The organism is Bythopirellula goksoeyrii (genome assembly GCF_008065115.1).
Taxonomy (GTDB): Bacteria; Planctomycetota; Planctomycetia; order Pirellulales; family Lacipirellulaceae; genus Bythopirellula; species Bythopirellula goksoeyrii.
This window is the reverse complement of sequence record NZ_CP042913.1, coordinates 4,604,546-4,628,117: the sequence shown is the minus strand read 5'-3', so window position 1 is coordinate 4,628,117 and position 23,572 is coordinate 4,604,546. Positions and strand designations below refer to the sequence as shown.

General features: G+C 54.0%; 10 protein-coding genes and 2 pseudogenes. 2 read left to right on the top strand and 10 right to left on the bottom strand.

Going from position 1 to position 23,572, the window contains the following annotated elements; translation table 11 throughout:
* Positions 1 to 4: 4 nt before the first annotated feature.
* Positions 5 to 3,334 (top strand): hypothetical protein, encoded by a 3,330-nt coding sequence (locus tag Pr1d_RS18160; protein ID WP_148074854.1) that lies wholly within the window; start codon positions 5 to 7, stop codon positions 3,332 to 3,334.
* Positions 3,335 to 3,379: 45 nt separating this feature from the next.
* Positions 3,380 to 6,949 (top strand): CsgG/HfaB family protein, encoded by a 3,570-nt coding sequence (locus Pr1d_RS18155; RefSeq protein WP_210417766.1) that lies wholly within the window; start codon positions 3,380 to 3,382, stop codon positions 6,947 to 6,949.
* 76 nt (positions 6,950 to 7,025) lie between these two features.
* Here the strand turns inward: Pr1d_RS18155 and Pr1d_RS18150 are convergent, their stop codons facing one another.
* The 10 genes and pseudogenes from Pr1d_RS18150 to Pr1d_RS26855 form a co-directional block, all read right to left on the bottom strand.
* A complete protein-coding gene (locus Pr1d_RS18150) occupies positions 7,026 to 8,021 on the bottom strand; it encodes a putative zinc-binding metallopeptidase (RefSeq protein WP_148074852.1) in 996 nt (331 codons plus the stop codon).
* A gap of 27 nt (positions 8,022 to 8,048) precedes the next feature.
* A complete protein-coding gene (locus tag Pr1d_RS18145; RefSeq protein ID WP_148074851.1) occupies positions 8,049 to 9,011 on the bottom strand; it encodes an alpha-E domain-containing protein in 963 nt (320 codons plus the stop codon).
* Between the two features lie 55 nt (positions 9,012 to 9,066).
* On the bottom strand, positions 9,067 to 10,563 hold the full coding sequence (locus tag Pr1d_RS18140; RefSeq protein ID WP_148074850.1) for a circularly permuted type 2 ATP-grasp protein: 1,497 nt from the start codon (positions 10,561 to 10,563) through the stop codon (positions 9,067 to 9,069).
* 145 nt (positions 10,564 to 10,708) lie between these two features.
* Positions 10,709 to 11,584, bottom strand: a complete 876-nt coding sequence (locus Pr1d_RS18135) for a transglutaminase family protein (RefSeq protein WP_148074849.1) — start codon at positions 11,582 to 11,584, stop codon at positions 10,709 to 10,711.
* A 56-nt stretch (positions 11,585 to 11,640) separates the two neighbouring features.
* A complete protein-coding gene (locus Pr1d_RS18130) occupies positions 11,641 to 14,298 on the bottom strand; it encodes a circularly permuted type 2 ATP-grasp protein (RefSeq protein WP_148074848.1) in 2,658 nt (885 codons plus the stop codon).
* Positions 14,298 to 17,672, bottom strand: a complete 3,375-nt coding sequence (locus Pr1d_RS18125; protein ID WP_148074847.1) for a transglutaminase family protein — start codon at positions 17,670 to 17,672, stop codon at positions 14,298 to 14,300. The genes Pr1d_RS18130 and Pr1d_RS18125 overlap by 1 nt, the downstream gene beginning before the upstream one ends.
* A 306-nt stretch (positions 17,673 to 17,978) precedes the next feature.
* Positions 17,979 to 19,298 carry a 3-deoxy-D-manno-octulosonic acid transferase gene (locus Pr1d_RS18120; RefSeq protein ID WP_210417765.1) on the bottom strand — a complete coding sequence of 440 codons (1,320 nt, stop codon included), beginning with the start codon at positions 19,296 to 19,298 and terminating at the stop codon, positions 17,979 to 17,981.
* Between the two features lie 28 nt (positions 19,299 to 19,326).
* The gene (locus tag Pr1d_RS26865; protein ID WP_449241590.1) at positions 19,327 to 20,958 is read right to left on the bottom strand and encodes an SEC-C metal-binding domain-containing protein; all 1,632 of its coding nucleotides are present in this window, start codon (positions 20,956 to 20,958) and stop codon (positions 19,327 to 19,329) included.
* A pseudogene (locus Pr1d_RS26860) lies at positions 20,959 to 21,699 on the bottom strand (preprotein translocase subunit SecA); the annotation flags it as partial.
* Positions 21,700 to 21,780: 81 nt separating this feature from the next.
* Positions 21,781 to 23,007 (bottom strand): annotated as a pseudogene (locus Pr1d_RS26855) (preprotein translocase subunit SecA); the annotation flags it as partial.
* Between the last annotated feature and the right edge of the window lie 565 nt (positions 23,008 to 23,572).

Sequence of the window (23,572 nt, the reverse complement as noted above, 5' to 3'; positions counted from 1 at the left end):
TTCCATGTTGCTCACCAACTATCGATCAGCCTGTTTGATTGCCGCGACCGGCCTTTGCTGTCTGATAGTGCCTGTCAAACAAACGTGGGCCGTGGAAACACCGTTGCGCGTTGCCGTGATTGACACGGGGGACAATCTCGCGGCACCCCCTGCGCAGCTCGATTTGATCGTCGCTCAGCTCAGCCAACAGCCGGGGCTGGCACTCTTGGAACGTCAGCAGATCGATGCCGTGCTGCGGGAGCAGCAGCGTAACCTGGTGTTGAGTGAGAAGGAAACAACAGACAACTTCATTGCGGCGGGACGTATTCTCGGTGCCGACGTACTGGTATTGATCTCCTCGAGTCCTCCCAACGAGCAAGGTTTGCAGCCGATTGAGGTGCGGATCGTCGAAACGCGTCGCGGCATTCGCTTCGGTGAAACGGTACTGATTTGGTCGGCAGACGAACAGGCAGACGCCGAGCAATTTGAGTCCGCAACTGCGTTCATCACCAGCCGCCTCAGTCGGGTGCGAACATCCGAAAGAAAATACACTCTCGTTTCGCTCGCGGGGTTTCGCACCGATGAACTATCGCAAGAGGCACACCGCTTTAAGCGCAGCATCGAAGCCTGGCTTGAAGCGTGGCTCGCCAGCCAGCCGGGCATCGCTGTTGCAGAGCGGACTAAGGTTCTGCCACTTATAGACGAACGCAACCTCGCCAGCGACCTCCCCTCCGCTCTCGGCAATGCTGACGCGGCCATCGACGGCACGTTCAAGCTCGACTTCAGTGGAGACTTTCCGCAGGTTGAACTCACTCTGCGCGTCCTGCGGAAAGATCGCTCGGCGGTCAGTCGCACACTCCATGCACCCATCAGAGACTTGGCTAAGCTGCGAGAGTCCGCTGGCAAGGCAATTATCGAACTACTGGATCTCGTTCTCAAGGCGGCAGAGTTCGATGCCGAGGCAGAGGCACGACTGCTTACTGACGAAGCGGAGCGATTGTTATCGTTAGGACGCCGCTACGAATCGCTCCAGCGTCTTATCACTGCATACTCGCTCGAGCCTGATTCCCTGCGTACACAAACACTATTGCTAAACGCCGGAAGGCAGCTCGGTGTGGGACCGGATCTCAGTGGTGCGAAATTCGACGGGCCCTTCTATCCGACTGCGTTGCTTCTAAGCGATGTTGCGCGACAGGTTCTTGATCAGATAGAGCAGCAACGCCTTCGCCCGGGTGATAATAACCAATACGAGCGAAAAGAAATGTTTGCCCGCATTGGTGATTTCTGCTCGCTCATGTCTCAGATTCAATTCATCGTGTCTGAACCGACAGAGAGTCAATCGATCCAAGCTGAGTGGTTACGTCAGGCAGTGGAAGTCTTATTCGCTCAGTATCTTAATGCGGTTGAAAGAGTCGGCGGCACCCCCTATGAGTATGCCATTTTCACAGGTCTAAGTACCTCGCGTTACTGGGCAAAGAGTCCTGACAAAGCCTTGAATCAACGTTTCGAACTTTTCCAACGGGCCGCCAGACTTGACCAGCCGCAGCAGCTCGGCATCTGGGCGTTTACGACAGATCACCGCTTTCGACTTTCGGACGACAAGAATTGGACGCAGCAGCACGAACTTGTTCCGCTCTATGAAGCGTACTTTGAAAAGATGCAGGATTCGAATCAACCGCTCATGCAAGCAGTAGGAGAGCGAGAAGCTGCTCAATTTGCTCTGTGGTTTCTCAATGATAGCACTCGTGCGCTGGACCACTACCGGCGATTCATCGCACATATTGTCAATGAAATCATTCCCCAGTACCCTGCGTTTGCAGACCACGTTCATGGTCTATGGCTCGACTTGAACCATTGGTCAGGAGAGTTGGCACTTACCGACGAAGAAGCTGGTGCGTTGTGGAGCCAGGTGATCCTCGCCCGCTGGGATCCCCAGGGAAACTGTCCTCAATCTTCACAACCCTGGGAATACCGCATTACTCTTACATTGCAACTCCTCGAGCGGGCCGGACAGTTCGATAAAGCAAACGAACTATTACAACGTTGCATTGACGTGTTGCAGACTGCCCCAGAAGAACTAGCTGTACATGAAGTTTCTAGTCAGTGGCCTAGAACGTTGTCACGCTTGAATCAATTGCAACAAGGGTTGCAGGAGCGTCATCCTGGACTTGGAACAACGAGCAATCAGATAGCCGTGTTGCCTGTTGATTGCCAACCGCTGCTCCAAGCTGCAGGATTGCCCGAACTACTTAAGGCCCAAGATGTACCCGTCTCCTCCTGGCGTTTCACAGATCTTATTGCAACCAAAGACGGTTATGCAGTCACAAGCGAGGCACAAGAAGCGCAGGTCAAAAAGTTCCAGACCCGAGTGTGGCTAGCGGTTATTCGCTTGGACAGAAAAGGAAATGTCCTATCTTCGACTTTGTGTTCCAAACCGATGGAATTCGACTATCGTACTTCCCGACAGTCAGGCATCGCAGGTCAATTCCACCGCACGTTTGCTTCATCCGATGGAAACTTGTTTGTTGCGATCCCTGTGAACGGAATAGTTTGGTTTCCTTGGGATGGAGCACCGGTTCACTACTCTGCCAAGTATCTTGAAAACTCCGACCCGAACCATCGACCGGTTCCCTTTGAAGAAGCCAGGCAGCTTACGCCGATCAACGACAAGCTCTATTTCACCTCTGGCAAGGACTTGTTTCACCCACAAATCTTTGAACTCGACTATCGCAGCGGAAGAACAACTCTACTCTTCGACACACAATCGATAAACAAGAGGAGCCCGCTTCACGGACGGATTGGCTATTCGATCAGCGAAGGTCCTCCCGGAGAACTCCTCTTGTGGGCATGCCACGACCGCAATCAGAGAGACGAAAGCTTCTCTCGACCACCACTTGGCGATCTGTTCAAAGTAATTCTCCAGGACAAGTCGATTCACCAGGCGAAACCGCCGTTCTATATTGCACACCCCGGCACAACGCTGAGTGACCAACACCATCTCGGCTTCCAGAGCCCGCAGGGAGCTATGGCCCGCTTTAATCCCGCGACACTTTCGCTGGAATGGCTCCTTGGAAACCAGTCCGACCCTCCTTTCTCAGGCATTGGGCTGAGCTTGCAACAGTTTGTCTACAATGAAAAATACTTACTCACCCCGACGAAGCAACTCTACAAGACGTCTTCTCGCAAGTGGGATCTTCACGCGCATGGGAGCCTCTCACCGAAGCAGTTACTGGCCGATAATCTTCCCCCGCCAGAGAAGGTATTGCGATACCTAATCGACGACCAGAGGCAAGTACTCGTGATGACAAGCAAGGAATTGTACCGTGTTGAACTTTTTGAAGAGGAGTCTCGATAGATGCGCGTTCGATGCCAGTTAGCTACAGTTTTTTGTATGGCAGCCATGCTCATTAGTTCAGCCTGCGCTCGCGCAGCGAACACCGTCGCGATTTCCACTAAATCCTCAGCCAATGTCGCCGATAAACAGCTTGTGGATGCCCTGCTGCCGCTTTTGGAACATGCCGTCGGTGAGAAGAAGGGCCTTCAGGTCGTCGAGCGGGAACAGGCCGCCGCGCTAGTGGCGGAATTAGCCCGCAGTCTCGAATCAAATAACGCTAATCCGCTGGCAGTCGGCCAAATAGACCCGGCGAATCTACTTGTCACCGTCGAGCTTTCACCGGCCGAGGAGGACTCTAAGAACCGGTTTACCTTGGTTCGGATTACTGAGGGGGCGACTGCCGTCGTGCGCGGTGAGACGGCCGTGCCGATCAGTGCCGCGCTTATTGAAGAAGCCACCGCCGAGATCGCCGATTTCGTGGCGACCATCGCCCAGGGGCCAACCTCGCGAAGCGCCACCCTCGCCGTCTTACCCTTCGAATCAGTAGAGCGATTCGATCGCCTCCGCCCGCTTGAACGGGGCCTGCGCGATCTGTTTGTGGCGAACCTGTTACAGCTGGAAACTTGCCGCGTCGTGCAGCGCTCCAGTATGGAGCAACTCTTAGCGGAACTCGAATTGGTGCGGGCCGGACTGACCAACGAGGGCAGGGGACTCGAAGCGGCGCCTGAGCGCGAAGCGGCCTACGTGCTCCGCGGCGAGATCGACGAGCGAAACACTCCCAACGGCAACCTGGTCGTGATTGTTGCGGAACTGGTGGAGGTGAAGTCACTCAAGGTCGTGCTCCGTAGCGAGCATGCCTGCCTGCCGCAAGCTATCGCAGAGCAAGTTGCCGAAATCGCGACGGAGATTTCAAAGTTCGTCTCCGCCAGTGACGATCGACCAGTTCCGGCCAAGAACGCTGGCATCAAAGAGATCGACCGCCTCTATGAGTTAGCTCTACGTGACGTGTATCGCTTCAACCGCTATAACCCCGAGGATGCGGGTTACAGGCCATTCAGGATACCAAATGTTCAACAACCAGCGCATGTGCAACAGAGCGTTGAGCCAGAGAGTCCGCTCGGCGTCCACCTCTTGCAAAAATCGATTGACCGCCTCGAATCGATCCTCTTTCTAGAGCCAGAACGATTGACCGCGGCCCTGCCGCTGGCGTACTGCCTGAGTTTCCACATCGACGGAGTCTGGAATCCTGAGCGCTGCGAGCAACTGCTACGGCGAATTCGCGCAGAAACGACCGACAGCGAGATGTATGAAATCGCGAACGAACTACTCGCGGATATGTACTTCACCCACGAAGGGTGTTTGTTCTCAGAGCAAGATATCGCCGAGGTCGATCCCGAATTGTTAAGACTTGGTTTTGATCGTCGCCTGGAGGCATTTGCCACTTCAACAAAGGATGGTTTAAGTATCCCTCGGATAAGGATGTTGTATGTGTTGGAGAATATCTGCTCGCACACCCAAAATCAGCAACAATGGTCTCGACTGCTAAATACGTTGGCAAAAGTCGTGGAAGCACCAGTCACACAACAATCACCTCCAAAGGTGCAGGACCGTCTCTTGAGTCGATCTAGCGCATTTGCGGCGTCTATAGTTCGCAACAAGAAAGGCTCCGCACAAACACAGCGTGAAGCCGAGGCACTACTCGAGCGATGGCGAGACAGCGATGATCGTTGGCGTCGTCTCTACGGGAAGCGGCGACTCTTGGAACTGCACCCTTCTCCTCAGACGCAGCAGGAACTCGATGCCTTGCTCGAAGAGAGTTTCGTAAACGACACTGATCCCCATGTGCAGCAATCCTTGATTATGGAAAAGACGCAACTCGCAAAGCGCCTGCTGCATCAGCAAAAAGCAGTCGAAGCCTTGCGGATTCTGGAGGGAATCCAACCCCTGAATATAATTCAAATGGTAGAGCACGACATCACGAACAGCTACTATGGCTACCATTTGGGGCAGTGCTACGAAGCTCTGGGCCGCAAACGCGAAGCGCTGGATGTTTATCTGCATTACGTCGGGATGCCGCCTGGACACTTCCTTGGACTCGATGTCACAAAACGGATCGATGCCTTGGGAGGCGTGCCGCTCGACAAAAACCGTGACATCGACATAGAGTATCTAGACGTCTCAGCCGGCGAACCCTTCCACTGCAAGGTCCTTGCCACCGACGGCAATCGACTCTATTGCAGCGGCGGATTCGAGCTGGGACGACGTGGTCCACAGGCAGTTCCCCTGAAATCGGTGCGGCAACTTGACTTCGCCACCGGCGACTGGACCAACCTCGGCGGACCTGACGACCGCGTTTCTTGCTTGGCCGTGGCGGATGGCTTTCTCTGGGCGGGGACCGATCACGACGGACTGTGGAGAAGATCACTGAAAACCGGCGAGTGGCGCCAGTGGACCACCGACGATGGCTTGCCCACCAACTCCATTGTCGCGATAGCTGCCCACGGCCCCATCGCATATACAAGTGTGGCCAACATCGACTCCTTACGAAAGATCGTCTCCGGTGGAATCGTGCGTATCGATCCCAATGCCGACGCACCGATTCACATCTATCGCGATCAAGAGTCGCCCCAAACCGCACCCGCATCTATGTCTATCCACGCTGGACAGCTAGTCGTCCCCGGCGTCGAGGGTAGACTCCACTCGCTTGACTTAATAACGCAGCAGTGGCACGAGCTTTCTCAAAGTACAATTATTGTTGATGCCGGTCGTTCAGGCATTTGGTACACGCCATTTCAACATATTGCCCTGCTGCCACAAAGAAATGAAGGGTCCAGTAAATCCTACCCCCTCACTTCATCGCTGAAAAACTATCCGGGAGCCTATAGTTTCCCCAGTTTTTTCGTCGAGCACGACGGGCAACTCTGGATCGGCGGTCGCACCTGGCGACGCTTCAACCACAGCGGTTTATCCCGCCTCGACCTGACCACCGGTGAACTCACCCTCTACGGCCCCCCCGACGGCTTTCGCTACGACGACCAGAATCACTACGAATGCTACGACGCCGTCTGGGCCAAAGATCGCCTGTGGGTCGCCACCTCCTTCGGCCTCGCGGAAGTCGCCTTGCGTGATCCAGCGAACCAGAACGAAGCGACGCCGATTGAAAAGTATGCCCAGACGATCAAACCCCTTCTGCCGAAGGGGTGGTCTCTCACTGTCACGGGAAACATGATCAGCGTGCGCCGCGAACAACCAGTGCTGATCACTCCTCTCTACGGACGACCCGGAACCAATGAGGGAGAAACGGTGGAAGAGTATCTGCGACGCATCGGCTCGTTCATCCCCCTTGAAATCGATCTGCGCTTTATTCATCGACTCTCACCAAAAGAACTCGAGACACGCAAAGCCCACAACCATTTCCTCGAGCGGCAGGGAGCAAGGGGGTTTCCAGATAAAGCCCAATTCTCTAGACACTTGCAAATGCAGGAGCTAAACAAGTTGCCGGTGTACTTTGATGAGAATTATTCGATCTTCGTCGACGGAGTACCTCCACAATATACGATGCATGATGACGCGGCTCGCGGGGAGATGAAGACAATTTTTGCCAAGCTAAAGGACGTGTTAGAACCATACAAATAGGCGAAACTTTTGTCGTAGAAACATACTACGAGACACAATCAAGCCAGGAGCGAAATGGCACAGCATTCTTGCCTTGCTAGACTTCCTTGCGAAGCCCATGCACGAACCGCAGTTTCTCAACCACCGGCTGCACAAAGACCTGGGGCACCAAGTCCAAGAGCCCCATGTCTCGATTGAATTCGTTGGCGATCAACCCCACGCGGCTGTAGCTCTTGAGCATGGCGTCGAAATCCTGGATTCCACTATCCGTGACACCAAAGTGAGTGGCCGTGTCGACGACGCTGGCCATATCCAAGTAGGCTGAGAAAGTTTCCGCAAAATCCTCCCAAGGATGCATCGTCGCATAGGCCGAAATAAAATTGCTAGTCCAATTCAGAGCGGGGCCCTTCTGATAGTAATTTGTGAGCGCTTCCTTGTAAGTCGGAGTTCGTTCGTCGCCAAACAGGACGCGAAATGCTACTTCACGATCCCCTCTCACCAACCGATCCCAGAAGAAATGCCCTAACTCGTGGCGGAAATGTCCTATCAGGCTTCGTTGAGGCTCCTGCAACTCGACGCGTGATCTCTCCCGCTCCACACTGTCTGCTTCGCGGATATTGATCGTGATACATCCGTTTTTATGCCCTGTTGTGACGGGCTTCTCAGCGTCTGCCTTGAACTCAAACGAGAGCGTGGGTTCGCTATTCTCATCAACCCCGCGAAACTCTAATCCAATTTGGTCCAGAAGATAGAGCACGCGTTGCTTCGCTTGTTCCAGCCGTTTCCATTTTTCGTAGTTTCCCGCGATGGGCATATCGGGAATCACTGTGGTCAAGGTGCAATAGTCGCAGAGATTCTCCAGTTCTGCTTTCACGACAAGTCGATTACAGAAATCGTTCGTTTCCCCATTGAAACACTGGGTGACTTCTACACCACAGTCCGGGTTACCGCAACGACAAATACCGTCCACTTCTTCAATCACTGGTACGACCCGATTGCATGCCGGGCACATACCCGTGTTACGATTGCAACTAATGCAATAGGTACTGTGAAAGAAAAGAGAATTCCCGCAACAGCAATCAAAAGTTCTCATGGGAGGAATCTCGCCATGGCAATTATCTTAGGTAGCCGCTTGACCATCTGGATCCATCGCGATGAACGTGTGATCGAGGCCTTCGCCGACGTCATTCAGTTTCGTCTGAAGCGAGTCGAGAAACTCGTGCAACCCCAGGGCGATAATTTCATCAACTGTAGAGTAGGCCAACTCGCTACGAAGTCGTCCCAGTCTTTTCTCGGCGATATTCCAAAACGTTCCTTGCGGCGAACCGGAGATCGCGTGGAGCGAACGGTAAGCGGTATCAACACAGTGCATAATCGCTCGAGGAAACTGGCGATCGATTACCAGAAAGCCAACTACCCGCTTCGGTGTGATACCGTGGTGCTTTCTGCGAAACATCTCAAACCCACTGACACTTCGCAACACGGCCGACCACTGCAAGTCGTCGATCGGAGTCCCTACATCAGCCACACTCGGAAGCAATGTGAAATACTTCACATCTAGAATCCGCGAAGTCTTGTCGGCACGCTCTAAAACTCGCCCCAGTCTGGCAAAATGCCAGGCTTCGCCTTGTGAAAAGGTGGTGACAGTGATCCCCACGAACAAATGACTGGAATTCTTGACGTATTGAAAAAATTCATTCGGAGATCCTGGAAGTCCCATTTTCGCTGCATCGCGCACCGTGATATAGAACTGATTGAGCTGCTCCCACATCTCTGAAGATATCGACTCCCGCACACTTCGCGCATTTTCACGGGCCGCTTGCACACAAGAAAGAATCGAGCCCGAGTATTCACGGTCGAACGTCAAAAATTGAGTCACGTTCTCCCGCGTCGCCTCACCGTAGTGCTCTTCAAAATACTCTTGATCCCCTGAGGCATAGACCAACGCCCCCCACTGTTGCTCAGACCCGCGCGGCAGGTCGAGAGACATATTGTGCGTCACGTCGACGAAGCGAGCCAGATTTTCGGCCCGTTCGACATAACGGCTCATCCAGTAAATTGAATCGGCAACACGGCTAAGCATAGAGTTGGGGCTGGGGGCTGGGGGCTGGGGATTGTTGCAACTGACTACTCACTTCCTACGATTGTTGTTGCGACTGACTTTGCTGCGGCGATGAGCCAATCACCCAGGTGTCTTTGCTGCCGCCACCTTGCGAGGAATTCACGACGAGTGATCCCTTCTTGAGCGCCACCCGCGTGAGTCCTCCAGGCAAAACGAAAATATCTTCGCTGTAGAGAATATACGGCCTCAAATCGACGTGCCGACCTTCGAATTTATCCTCGACGATCGTGGGGATTCTCGACAAGGAAAGCGTCGGCTGAGCGATGTAGTTTCGCGGATTCTCTTGGATCAGTCCAGCAAACTTCTCGCGTTCTTCCTCGGTCGCATGGGGACCAATAAGCATTCCGTACCCGCCCGCTTCGTTGGCCGCTTTAACCACGAGCTTGTCGAGGTTGGCCAGTACATACTCTCGTTCCTTGTCATCATAGCAAACGTAAGTCGGTACGTTGGGGATGATAGCTTCTTCATCCAAGTAGTACTTGATCATTTTCTCTACGTAGGCGTAAATCACCTTGTCATCTGCAATGCCGGTTCCCGGTGCGTTTGCCAGTGCCACGCGGCCGTTTCGATAAGCCTCCATCAATCCCGGTACTCCGAGCATCGAGTCTTCTCGAAACGCCTTAGGATCAATGAAGTCATCATCAATGCGTCGATAGAGCACGTCGACGCGCTGAAACCCTTTAGTTGTCCGCATGCAGACGAAACCGTCGTGAATAACCAGATCACGTCCTTCGACCAGTTCGACCCCCATCTGCTGAGCGAGGAATGAGTGTTCGTAGTAGGCTGAGTTAAACACTCCGGGAGTTAAAACCGCCACAGTTGGCGACTCGATCCCTTCCGGCGCCAAGTATTCAAGCAATTGAAACAATCTTCCCGGGTAGTCGAGGACAGGCCGCACGTTGGATGCATCAAACAGCCAGGGAAGACTGCGTTTCATAATAAATCGGTTCTGCAAGACATACGACACTCCAGAGGGGCAGCGTAGATTGTCTTCCAGCACGTAAATTGTGCCATCTTTATCACGGACCAGATCCGTCCCCGTGATATGACACCAGATTCCCGCCGGTGGATTTATACCAATGCATTGCTCGCGAAAACTTTTCGCACTTTTGAGCATGACTTCGGGAACGACCTTGTCTTTGACGATCTTCTGATCGTGATAGATGTCATCAATGAACAGATTTAGGGCCCGAATCCGTTGCTTGAGCCCACGCTCCAAACGACTCCACTCCTCAGGCGCAATAATCCGAGGCACCAAATCGAAAGGCATGATCTTTTCCACGCCTTGGTTGTCCCCGTAAACATTGAACGTAATTCCCATCCGAAACAGCGACCGCTCAGCCATCTGCTGGCGCTGGAGTATTTCATCGTCGGGAAGTTCTTCAATCCGTTGCAGCAAGAGTTCTGCACCAGGCCGAGGCTTATCGTGTTCGTCGATCAGCTCATCGAAAAAGTCTTTCGTATCGTAACCACGAAAGTGGAGCTGCGAGGCGTTCGGCTGTGATTGATTCATCCGCAAGGGCCTTAAAAGTCCATCGTCTCCACTTTCCGTCGAGAGACATAACGACCGCCTGAGCCCCATGTTCGCATCTTGAAAGAAATTTGGCAAGTCCGCAATTTAGCAGGCACACTCTTTGCGCTGTGGCATTCTGTAATCTCTACTCAACCGTCGCCACGTCCACTGAGACATCTAACTTATGTTCCCCGCCACCGATGAACATCCCCGCCACAGGACAAACATCGCTGAAGTCGCGTCCCCAGGCAACGGTGATGTGTTCTGCTTGCGGGAAAGATGCATTGGTCGGATCAACATCGATCCAGCCCGCGTCGCCACAATATACAGAAAGCCACGCATGCGAGGCATCCCCCCCAACTAAACGCGGTTTTCCATTGGCCGGTTGCGTTCTCACGTACCCACTCACATAACGCGCTGCTAACCCGATCGCACGCAGACTTCCAAGCATCAAGTGGGCCATGTCCTGACAGACGCCCCGTCGATGTTCATACACCTCCAAAATGGGAGTGCTGATGGTCGTCGCCTTGGGATCGTACTTCACATCCGCATGCAAACGCTCGTTCAACAATCGCAATGATTCCAAGATCGGTCGTCCCGGTGTAAAGCTTTCGCGAGCATAGTCCGCAAGCTCTCCATGAATCGGAACGTGGGGCGACGGAAACGCAAATTGGTAGTTTGCTAATCCTTCCGCAGATAGATCAGTTCCCAAAGAATCGCGAACCACTTCCCAAGCAGAAGTACTGCTCTCAGCAGGCAATTCCCGCCGAAGGACCGTTACCGAGCTGCTCGCCGTAATCTGCAACAATTTGTGGCTGGTGGCAATGGAAAACGCGGACACGGCATTGCCAAAATAGTCCGTCCTCTTGGAATGGGTTGCGGGGCTAGGATTTACCGTCAATCGATGCCGCGCGCAAGACTGAACCTTCGTACTGCGTGGAGTGAGATAGACCACATTATGACATACCGGTACTGGCGCGTCGTAGTTGTACTTCGTTGTATGGGTAATTTTGTATTTCATTCTTTTTGACCGCGAAGCGCCTTCCGAACTATACAGGGCGGAGAGCGTTGTTTATCTCAATTTTTGGGCCCACCCCGATCCGACATCTGCCGAGCCACCCCAGCGTGGATCAAGTAGCGATGGCTAATCAAATCCGATAGCTTCGGTAACTGATCGACCACCTGCTGTAGGAACCGTTCCAATTTGCTTCGTTTGCCGCTGCTTGAAGGATTGAGATCGTCTACTTCAAGCATCCGCAAACTGTTCAACAGCGATAGAGCGATCCGCTCCTCCGGCGTACCAAGTGGTTTGGTTTCGTCGTGGGGAAGGTGAGCCACGTGATCAACAATCGATACCAATTGATACGCCAACGAGCGAGGATTTGTCTCGTCGGTCAAGAGCAGATCAAGTGCCGCTGCCCGACTCACGGCGGCCAAGTAGCGACTGCGGTAGGTCATGATGCTGTCGGCTACTTCTAACACCGCCTCCAGCACTCGACCTTCTTCCTTTTCTGGCATGGCTGGAATCGACTGCACAAGTGACACCACATGCAGGGACCTCTCCAATCTCCGACCTAACTCCAAAAAGCGCCACGCAGAAGTCCGGGTCATACTTTCACCAATCAAACCATCAAGTGCCGCCAGATTGACGATCAATTCGTCCAACAGCTCGTCAAGCTCAACCAGCCCAAACGGCTGCCTCTTAAGTGCTCCCACTTCGTCGGGTGTGAGCAACTCTTTCTCCGAATCTCCCGAGAGATGGATCTTCGTAAAAGGATCCACAGACTGTTCGAGCTGGGATGCTCGCATCACCAAACGCTCGATATGATGCACGATCCGCCAGCTGTCGAGCGACAATCGGTCTCGCACCAGCGAAGCATTTCGATGGGCCTCGGCAACCGAGCAACGTAAGCTGCCAAGCATTTCAGGATCCAGAACGGATGACGGCAGAATATGGGCAATCGTCGGCAAACGATCCTTCATGCCTTCGACTGCGAACCCAGGCTCGATGTGGCCTTGTTCCGCCAGACAATGTATCAAGTAGGCGAGTTCCTCCGAGCCTTCAAACTCCGTTTCACCTGTGAGCCTCGCGACAACAGGCCGCAACAAGCGACAAGTTCCCTGCGCCCGTTCGATCCGCCGACCGAGCCAGAACAGATTGTCGGCAACTCGACTCGGCAATTCTGTTCCACCGCGCCGTAACACGACCGGCTGTTTCGCGGTCGCGAGGAGTGTCACATTTTTTACGGGTTCGATCGCTTGAACCCAGACGTCCTTGCTCATGTGCCCACCAAGCACAGAATGGTCCAACGGCGCCGACTCACGGTCTAGTCGCACCAATCCCCCCGGCATCACATGATAAGAATTATCACTTGCCACCAGAAACACTCGCAGCGCCATATGCCAACGAGTCGGCGAATCATCGCACCACACTGGCGAGGTCGACCGTTTGACTGCCTCTTGAGCGATCAAGCTACGTGACTCAGTTTGCAATAGCTTTGCTATATCGGAACCACAATCACTCCGCAATCGATCTGACGCATCATTGCGCCCTACCCGATAGGCAGAGCGGATCGAAAGTGGATTCGATTCACCTTGAGCAAATTGCGACATCACATGGCTTCGGGCACTGTCCTGCCCGCACCACCAAGTCGCTACCGAAGGCAAAGTGAGTTCCTCGCCCATCCATTCCCGCGCGAGGCCCGGCAGGAAGGGCATGAGGGATGGCGACTCCACCAGCGAACTCCCCAGTGCGTTCGTTACTGTGACGTTCCCCAACCGCGCCGCCTGCAGTAAGCCAGGCACACCTAGTCCGGCGGTCCCTCGGAGTTCCAAGGGATCGCAAAACTCATCACTCAGCCGCCGGAGAATCACATCCACCGGCAAGAGTCCTCCGAGCGTCTTCAGAAACACATGGTCATCCCGAACCGCCAGGTCACCCCCTTCGACCAGGGTGTACCCGAGATAGCGCGCAAGATAGGCATCTTCAAAATAGTTTGGCCCACTCGGCCCGTGGCTCAAAAGTACGATGCGAGGATTGTCGCGATGACTTGGTGCAAGCTCGCGCAGCGTTTCTTGCAAAGTCATGAAGAATCCCGCGAGTCGCTCAACATTAAAGTTGTGGATTGCTTTAGAAAGCATCCGCGATGTCACGATGCGATTCTCCAGCGCGTACCCCAAACCCAGGGGAGCGTCGGTGCGATCTCCCACAACCCACCACCGTCCATCAGGCGCGCGTGCCAGATCGGCCGCATAGAAATGCAGGAACGTCCCTCCCGGTGGCGTTTGTCCAGAATATACCCGCCGAAACCCTGGGTGCGAATAAAGCCAATTCGCGGGGAGCATTCCTCGCGTCAGCGATTCCTGGGGGCCGTACAAATCCGCGAGCAATCGATTGAGTAAGTTTGCACGCTGCACCAATCCTGCGGACAACTCCGACCACTCTTCCGGACCAATCAACTGCGGCAATAGATCGAGTTCCCACGGTCGCACGGCACCTTCGGAATGATCATAGATATTGTAGGCGATACCAGTCTCATGAATTTCTTCCTGAGCCTGCAACCACCGGTTCATCAGTTCGGTGCGACCGATGCATGAAACTGCGGAAAGGAAATCTTTCCAGCCGGGTCTTACTCCACCCGTGCCGCAAAAGATTTCATCATAGAATGCATTGTCGGGTGCATACCCTGCAAAGATGCTTTCGCCTGCCCGTTGATTGATTTCGACACCTTCCATTAGTTCGGTTTAACCCGCCTCAAGTCCAGCGTCAACGGAAATAGAGGGTTCGATTCTTCAGCAGGGCAGGGCATCGGTCCGGGTGTATGACCCGCAGCGAAAAAGCGGGCCGCCCGGCGGGCCTCGGCCTCGTAGGCGTTGACTGGAAAGGTCTCGTAATTTCGACCCGCTGGATGGGAAACATGGTAGGTGCAACCCCCAATACTGCGGTCGTTAAACGTGTCGAAGATGTCGAACACTAACGGCGTGTGTACTTCGATCAAGGGATGCAGGCAACTGGGGGGCTGCCAGGCTCGATAGCGGACCGCCGCGACATATTCACCCTCGGTTCCCGTCGAACGCAATGGCACGCGCCGGCCATTGCAAGTTACCTGATGCCGCTCGTCAACCATCCCGGTCACTTTCACTTGCAATCGCTCGACCGAAGAATCAACGAACCGCGTCGTCCCTCCACCTGCTGGCTCCTCACCAAGCACGTACCACAGCTCGACCCCTTGTCGGAGTTCCATCTCAATCCCTCGTTGATTGATCGTCCCAATGCGAGGAAACCGAAATTCAAAATGCGACGCAAACCAATCCACCTCTAGTGGAATACCAAAAACACGACTCTCGCAGATCACTTCCCTCAGGTCACTCCACACAAAATGCGGCAAGAGGAATTTGTCATGCAGAGTCGTCCCCCAGTGGATGAGTTTTTCTCGATAAGGCGCTTCCCAGAAGCGAGCGATCAGCGATCGCAACAACAGCTGCTGTGTCAAACTCATGCGAGCGTGAGGCGGCATCTCAAATCCACGAAACTCCACCAGTCCCAAACGCCCCGTGCTTGTGTCGGGCGAGTACATCTTGTCGATGCAGAATTCTGCGCGGTGCGTGTTGCCAGTGAGATCTACCAAGATATTGCGGAAGATACGATCCACCATCCAAGGGGCAATTGGCTCGTCCGTTGCCTGGGCATCAGGCACCTGAGAGCAGGCAATCTCCAATTCGTACAGCGCATCGCGCCGCCCTTCATCAACTCGCGGTGCCTGACTTGTCGGCCCGATAAAGCTACTTGAGAATAAGTAGGAGAGCGATGGATGATTGTTCCAATACGCTACGAGACTCTTGAGCAAGTCAGGTCGGCGCAAAAACGGGCTGTCTTGCGGAGTCGCGCCACCCAGCACAACATGGTTTCCGCCCCCCGTTCCCGTATGGCGACCGTCGAGATCAAATTTCTCCGTTGCCAGTCGACTATAGAAGGCTTCTTCGTACAATGCCGTTGTCGACTCGACCAATTCGTCCCAAGAACTGGCCGGATGCGTATTCACTTCGATGACTCCAGGATCGGGCGTTACCTTAATGTTGTTGAGCCGATGATCCTGGGGCGGCACGTAACCTTCCAGCACGATCGGTGTATCGATGGTTTTCGCAGTCTCCTCAACTGCCGTCACCAGATCGAGATAATCTTCCAGTCGCTCCGTGGGAGGCATGAATACATGCAGTGTCCCGTTGCGAGGCTCGACGCACATCGCCGTCTTGACCACCTTGCTCCTCTTATCGAGTTTCTGTTCATTTTGCCGGCCAACATTGCCTTCGTCTGCGTTTTCGGTTGGGGCAACTTCCTGCTGCACACGTTGGGCGGGCTTCTCTTGCGCAGCAGACTTTTCTCGCTGACCAGCTCGGGCCTTCTGATAAGGGTGGCGGGGTAGGGGGTCTCGCGGTGCCGAGGGGTCCACCTCATAAAAACCTTCTTCTTCCTCCTCCGGAGTCCAGGGCAGTGTATCCAGCGGCAAACGCAGACCCACCGGCGAATCACCAGGCAGCAAAAACATGGCATCGGCGCGAATCGGCCAGGTGCTGCTCGTCCACTTCGCCTGGGCTTGCCACCATTGCCGACGGATCGGCAGCACATACCCCGCCACTTCGCCCAACCCTTGTTCGGCAATCCGCGCCATCCGCGCCCGCTGCTCGGGATCCTTGAGCTTGTTGTCGCGAGGATTCACATTCACCGGCAGTCGCCGTTCCTGGGCAATGTACTGACAGACATCTTCGTAAGCCGGAATAACATACTGCGGATCGATCTCCAGATTCTCGGCAAACGTCTTCACAAACCGTTCCGCATCCGCGGCCGTCCTACCATAACTCTTGCCCTCTTCGGCAATCAACTTCGGCTCGCTCCAAATCGGCTCGCCATCACTCCGCCAGTAGCAACTAAACGCCCAGCGGGGGAGCGACTCCCCCGGATACCATTTCCCTTGGCCAAAGTGCAACAAGCTGTTGGGCGCAAACCGCTGCTGCATGCGCAAAAACAACTCGGCAGCGCGCAATCTCTTAGTCGGACCCACAGCAGCCGTCGTCCATTCTTCCCCTTCCATGTCATCGACAGAGACAAACGTTGGTTCGCCCCCCATCGTCAGCCGCACATCTCCCGCCTGTAGTCGTTGGTCCACGTCACGTCCGACGGCCTCGATGCGTTGCCATTCTTCGTCTGTGTATGGCTTGGTCACGCGCGGATCTTCATGAATCCGCGTCACCGACATCGCATAGTCGAACTCCATTTCGCAAGCGTCGACCCCGCCCGTGATCGGCGCCGCACTCATCGGATCAGGCGTACAGGCCAGAGGGATATGTCCTTCCCCCGTCAATAACCCCGAAGTCGGATCGAGCCCGATCCATCCCGCACCCGGAATATAGGCCTCGGTCCAGGCATGCAGGTCGGTAAAATCCTTGTCCGTCCCCGAAGGCCCATCGAGCGATTTCACATCTGCCACGAGTTGAATCAAATACCCCGAGGCAAATCGCGCAGCGATCCCCAGGTTGCGCAGAATTTGCACCAGCAACCACGCACTGTCTCGGCAAGACCCCGACAGGTTTGTGAGTGTTTCTTCACAAGACTGCACTCCTGGCTCTAGCCGGATCAGGTAGCTGATGTCCTGCTGAAGTCGCTGGTTCAACTCAACTGCAAAGTTGACCGTGTTCCGCTTCGTTCGATCTACCTTGGAGAGCCACTCTGCCAACTTTGGCCCAGCAGGTTCGCATTCTAGAAATGGCAGCAAATCCTTTTCAAGCCAGGGATCATATTCAAAGGGCCATTCTTCCGCCTTCGGCTCGACAAAGAAGTCAAACGGATTGATGACCGTCATTTCCGCAATCAGGTCCACCTCGATGCTCAACTCGCTGACCTTCTCAGGAAACACACACCGACAGAGAAAATTCCCATGCGGATCCTGCTGCCAATTCTCAAAATGCTCCTCGGGTCGCACCTTGAGCGAATAGCTCGGCACCGGCGTCCTGGCATGAGGTGCCGGTCTGAGCCGAATGATCTGCGGAGACAAATTCACCAGCCGGTCATACCGATATCTGGTCCGATGATTCAGAGCAATGCGAATGGTCATGCCCCTTATCCTACGCAAGTCGCAACGTGACGAATAGACGAATAGATGAAACTTGCCTAGCGGCAACTCAAGACATTCCCCCGCATCACGAGGAATCCTACCTCATACAGCTGCGGGGCTACGCCCCGCAGGTCTTCTTGCTTTTTCTTAACAGGGCCCAGTGCCATAAAGCGAATACGTAACAAAGTGAAACATATCGCGTTTTGCCTGCGGTAGCACGGAGCGGAATCTTTCTTGGAGAAGATTAACTGCAAGATGGGATTCTCTGAACAGAAGTTCTAAGAATGATGGAATAAGAACTTTGCCTCAAGCGGCGTTTCGCATCGCTTCAGTTTCTGCAACCAGCGGCAGCAGCAATTGCACTGTTCGCTTGGTGGCTCCTTGCTGGGAGAGAACTAATTGTCGGGCCCGTTCTCCGAGGTTCTTTGCCCACTCTGGCTCATTGAGAGTTCGCCGTACGAATGCGGAAAGTTGCTGCTCGTCTTTGACGACCTCCGCTCCTTCGGCAGCCAGCAACTGAGCAACGATTTCGCGAAAGTTCCAAGTGTTGGGACCAAAGCAAGTCGCAACCCCGTAGGCCGCCGGCTCGAGCATGTTTTGCCCTCCGCGGTTGCCGAAACTCCCACCGACGAAGCCGATATCCGCCAGGCCCCACCAAGCTCCCAGTTCTCCAATCGAATCGACGAGGATAATTGTGGAGCGGGGGAGGGGGTAGGGTGAAGATTCGAGTTGGGTTCGACGAATCCAAGGCAGACTCGATGCTTCCAGCAGCGTAGCCACGTCAGCAAAGCGTTGTGGATGGCGCGGCACTATTACGAGTCGCAATCGTGGATGATCAGGTTTCAAGTCTTGATAGACACGCAGTGCCATCGCCTCTTCGGGGTCTTGTGTGCTGCCGGCCAGCAGTAGGATATCCTCCTCGGCGAGCCCCGCCAGCTTTCGAAGTTGCGTGGTTCGTGTATTGCAGCGGTCCGTGGTCGCCCCGTCAAACTTGAGCGAACCCGTTGTGAAGACGGTCTCCGCGCGGGCTCCCAATCGACTAAACCGCTCCCCCGTTTCCGCGTTCTGTGCTGCGATCATGTCCACCTGGGCGAGTATCCGCGAAATCAAGGGGCGAATTCGGAGATACCCGCTCAGGCTCTTGTCGCTCAGTCGACCATTTACGATAGCGACTTGTACTCCCTGTTTCTTCGCTTCGGTAATCAACTGAGGCCAAAGTTCCAACTCAGCGAGCACCAACAAATCGGGGCGAATGCGCTGGAGCGCCCGCTTGACGGCCCAACTGAAATCCAACGGACAATAGAAGACGGTATGGTCGGCATATTTCTGCCGTGCCAGCTCGTATCCCGTCTTCGTGGTTGTCGAAATGACCAGTTCCAAGTTCGGACGATTGTCAGCGAGTTCACGAATCAAATTCGCAAGGAGATTTACCTCGCCAACACTCACCGCGTGCAGCCAGATACATGGTTGATCACATGATCGGCGGGGAGCATTGCCCCAGAATTTCTCGGCGAAGCCTTCTCGATATTTACCGTGCCGCCACGCCGACCAGAGCAGCCAGGGCAAGGCAAGCATGATCGCACCGAGATAAGCGGCATTCAAGAGCCAATACTGAAAACGGGGCACGGGAATCCTTTCCCTTGGTTTGCTTTGCTCACTTACCGCAACAGTTCTTATACTTTTTCCCACTGCCACAGGGGCAGGGCTGATTGCGTCCAACCTTCTCCTGTCGATTGCGAATGGGCTCGAGTTTCTGCTGAGTATCTGATCCAGCGATTGCCGCCTGTTGCTGCTCAGCAATATCCGAAGTCGAAGGAGCTTCTTCGTGAATAGCAGCCGACTCGACCCATGTGCTACCGACAAAACCTTCGTCGAGCTGCTCCATTTTGAAGATCAGATTGGTGACGTAGTTGGCCACGCTACTCCACATCACTTCAAACATCCGCATGCCTTCGCGCTTGTATTCGACCTTGGGGTCGATCTGAGCATAGCCACGTAGGCCAACGCTCGAGCGCAAGTGATCCATACTCAGCAGATGCTCTTTCCAACTCTGATCAAGAATCTGTAACAGGACCGCTCGCTCCATGCGGCGCATTTCGGGGCGGTAGCGGTCTTCGACCAACTGAGCTACTCGTCTACGAGCGGCGTCATAATCGAGCTTGGCAAGTTCCTCTCGTGAAAGGGTTGAATTGCAAGACTTCGCAAGCCATTCACTCAAGTCATCAAGTTTGCCGTTATTGCCAGTAACCTGGCCGAGAGTAACGGCACTGCCGGACTCATTGAAGAGCGCCTCGACACGTTCTTGGGCTTCCGATGCAACCTTGTTGGCAGCAGCATTCATCTTGCGACTGTACTCGACCAGCATGCTGCGAATCTCTTCTCGCTGCTTCGTCTTGAGATCATCCAGAGACAGATCCGCTGAGAAACGTCGTTTCGCCCATTCGACCAACTCTTCCCGCTGCAGCCCACGTTGGCCTGCTTGATTGCGAGAAGCAAACCGATACATCCCCGCCAGCACAGGGTATTCCGACTCACGTTCATCATAGGATTGCTGGGCACGCTCTTGGGCAAGCTCAATGAATTCTGACGAACTAAGATCGGCGACTTCGTCTGGAGTTAGTTCGACCCCAAATTTGTCGTGCAGCCAGGCACATGCTGTCTTCACTCCGTAACCGGCTTCCAACAGCCGATCGCAATCCGAGAGATCGATTTCACCAATGGCTCCATTCGCATCTTTGATCATGACTTCAGCCAACTGATCTCGGCCAATCTTCTTGAGGTCCCGCTCACGATAGTTGGTTCCCCAGCGAATATTCGACCATTTGGCCAAAGCCTCCCAGTTCCATTCGGTGGCTTCCTCTTCCTCGGGAAGATTCTCTTCGATGGCGTCCAGAATCTGCGTTTCTGCCAGGCGATAGGCCTCATCGCGGGCAAGACGGTCAGCATCCTCCGGACTCACATTGCGAAAGTCACGGCTTTCAAGTTGAACATTGAGCAGATTTCCAGCGGCAGCTGCGAAGGAGTCAGTGCCGTAATCTGAATCGAGGAACTGTTGCAGGTACTCGTCGATTTGCTCGCGAATCATTTCCATGATTAGTTCACGGCAGTTGTCTCCATCGAGAATTCGCTGGCGGTATCCATAGACTCGCTTGCGTTGTTCGTCCATTACTTCGTCATACTCAAGCAGATTCTTGCGAATCTCAAAGTTACGCTCTTCGACCTTCTTTTGGGCTCCTTCGACACGGCGAGTCACCATCCGGCTTTCGATTGCTTCGCCGTCTTGCATCCCTAAGCGGGTGAGAATGTTCTTTACCCATTCCCCTGCAAAGATCCGCATCAAATCGTCTTCTAGGGAGAGGAAAAATCGGCTGCTACCAGGGTCACCTTGTCGACCGCAACGACCACGCAATTGCAAGTCGATACGCCGCGATTCGTGCCTTTCGGTACCAATGATATGCAGGCCACCAATTGATTTGACCTCTTGGCCCTGTTCTTTCATATTCTCACGACGTTCGATCTTGGAAACCAATTGCTGCCATTCTTCTTTGGGCACGTCCAAGCGAGAAGCATACTTGTCCTGCAACTCAGCCCACGCCATCGTTTCGGGATTTCCCCCGAGTACGATGTCCGTTCCACGGCCGGCCATGTTGGTTGCAATGGTCACTGCTCCCAAACGACCTGCTTGAGCAACGATCTCCGCCTCACGTTTGTGCTGCTTTGCATTGAGCACTTCATGGACAATCCCACGTTTGTTGAGCTGGTTAGAAAGCCGCTCGCTTTTCTCGATCGACACGGTACCAACCAAGATCGGTCGACCAGGGCGCTGGATATGCGCGATCTTGTCCCGAGCAAACGTTTCCTTGCGTCGCTCTTCAGGCATATCAAGAGTAACTGAACTTTCGTCCTCGCTCACCACTTTGCCCACAAACTCGGTGCCATTCTTGAGTTCCACGGTGGTGAAGCGATTGAGCCGTTCGATCTCCTCGGCAATAACGTTGTATTTTTCACGCTCTGTCCGCAGAATCATATCAGGATGTTCGATCCGCTTCATTTCCCGGTTCGTCGGAACCCCAATGACGTCGAGCTTGTAAATCTTCCAGAATTCGCCAGCCTCGGTGAGAGCCGTACCGGTCATACCCGAGATTTTCTTATAAAGCTTGAAGAAATTCTGCAGCGTGATGGTCGCCAGCGTCTGGTTTTCTTCCTTGATTTGTACCCCTTCTTTGGCTTCCACTGCCTGATGCAAACCGTCGCTCCATTGACGACCTTCCATTAGTCGGCCGGTGAACTCGTCGACAATGATCACACGACCCTGCTGCACGACGTAGTTGACGTCGAGCTTATAGAGGTTGTGTGCCTTGAGTGAGTTATCGATCAAATGGGGCCACTGCATGTTGCCCGCCGTGTAGAAGCTTTCCACGCCGGCAAGTCGTTCTGCTTCACGGACTCCTTCGTCGGTCAGATGTGCAGAATGCTCCTTCTCTTTCACCTCAAAGTGAACGTTGGGTTTGAGCTGCCGAGCAATCTTGTCAGCTTTCAAGTACTTCGTAACATCATCTTGCGCCGGACCAGAGATGATCAGTGGCGTGCGGGCCTCATCGATGAGAATATTGTCGACCTCGTCAACAATAGCGTAGTTGAGTCTGCCCTGGGCTTGTTGCTGGTGCTTGGAATAGCGATCGTCGCCGCGAGCGGCGTGCTTCATGTTGTCGCGGAGGTAGTCGAAGCCAAACTCATTATTTGTGCCATAGGTAATGTCGCAAGCATATGCCTGCTGGCGTTCATTGGGATCCATGCCCGACCAAATCGCGTCGACCTTTAGCCCAAGACCATTATATATTGGCGCCATCCACTCCATGTCTCGACGGGCTAGATAGTCGTTGACCGTAACAATGTGGACTCCTTTGCCTTCGATTGCATTTAGATAGGCGGGGAGCGTAGCCACAAGCGTCTTGCCTTCGCCAGTGACCATCTCTGCGATATTGCCTTCGTGGAGGATGATCCCGCCGATTAGCTGCACATCGTAGTGCCGCATTCCTAAGAACCGTCGACCCGCCTCACGACAGGCGGCAAAGGCTTCGACAAGTAAATCGTCGAGTGTCTCACCCGCATCAATCCGTTGGCGAAATTCGTCAGTCTTGCCTCGCAATTCTTCGTCGGATAGCGCCTGATAAGTTGGCTCGAGGGCTGTAATTGCTGCCACGCGCGAATGGGTGTGTTTGAGATAGCGCGCATTGGCAGACCCAAACAAGGCAGTGATTCCGCGTTCGAAGCGGCCTAATATACCGTTGCCAAACCCACTAAGTAGTTCCCAGATTCTTTCCAGTAGTTCCATCGATCACCCAAAATTGCAAGCAAGAAAGACCCAATCGTCTGCTAAACCGATCGATCCAAGTTTCTCGGCGTAGTGCCATGTTGACCAACTGCGCCAATATTCGACCTGAGTTGCTCCGCTCGATTCCCGCCTTAAATTATATAAGAAGGATCAAAATCAAAGGATTCAGAACCGGCAGACCTCCAGCGGACCTGTCTTCCTGGAAGCTGGCGGAATTGCGCAAATTATTCGTAGCAAAAAGTTTATTGCGATTCCGCTGAGGGGTCAAGATAGGTTACTAGCCTCGGAAAGCACGCAACTTGCTCACTGGAAACAGGTTATGGACGGTTTGGAGGGTCGGTCGTAGGCCGTTTTAGGGACCTTGCCTTGCCACACTTTCTCGGTATCTGGTTCATGGTGACCTGGCACGGGGCCACCCCACCTAACTTAATCTTCTCCTCGAACCAGTGTACTTACGAAAGAGTGTCTTGCTGTTTTCAAACTGGCAGGATCAAAGTGCGGCCTGAGAGTGTGTCGATCCAACGCGTCAGTCAGCCACGCTTACTCCAATCAGCAAGATCATGGA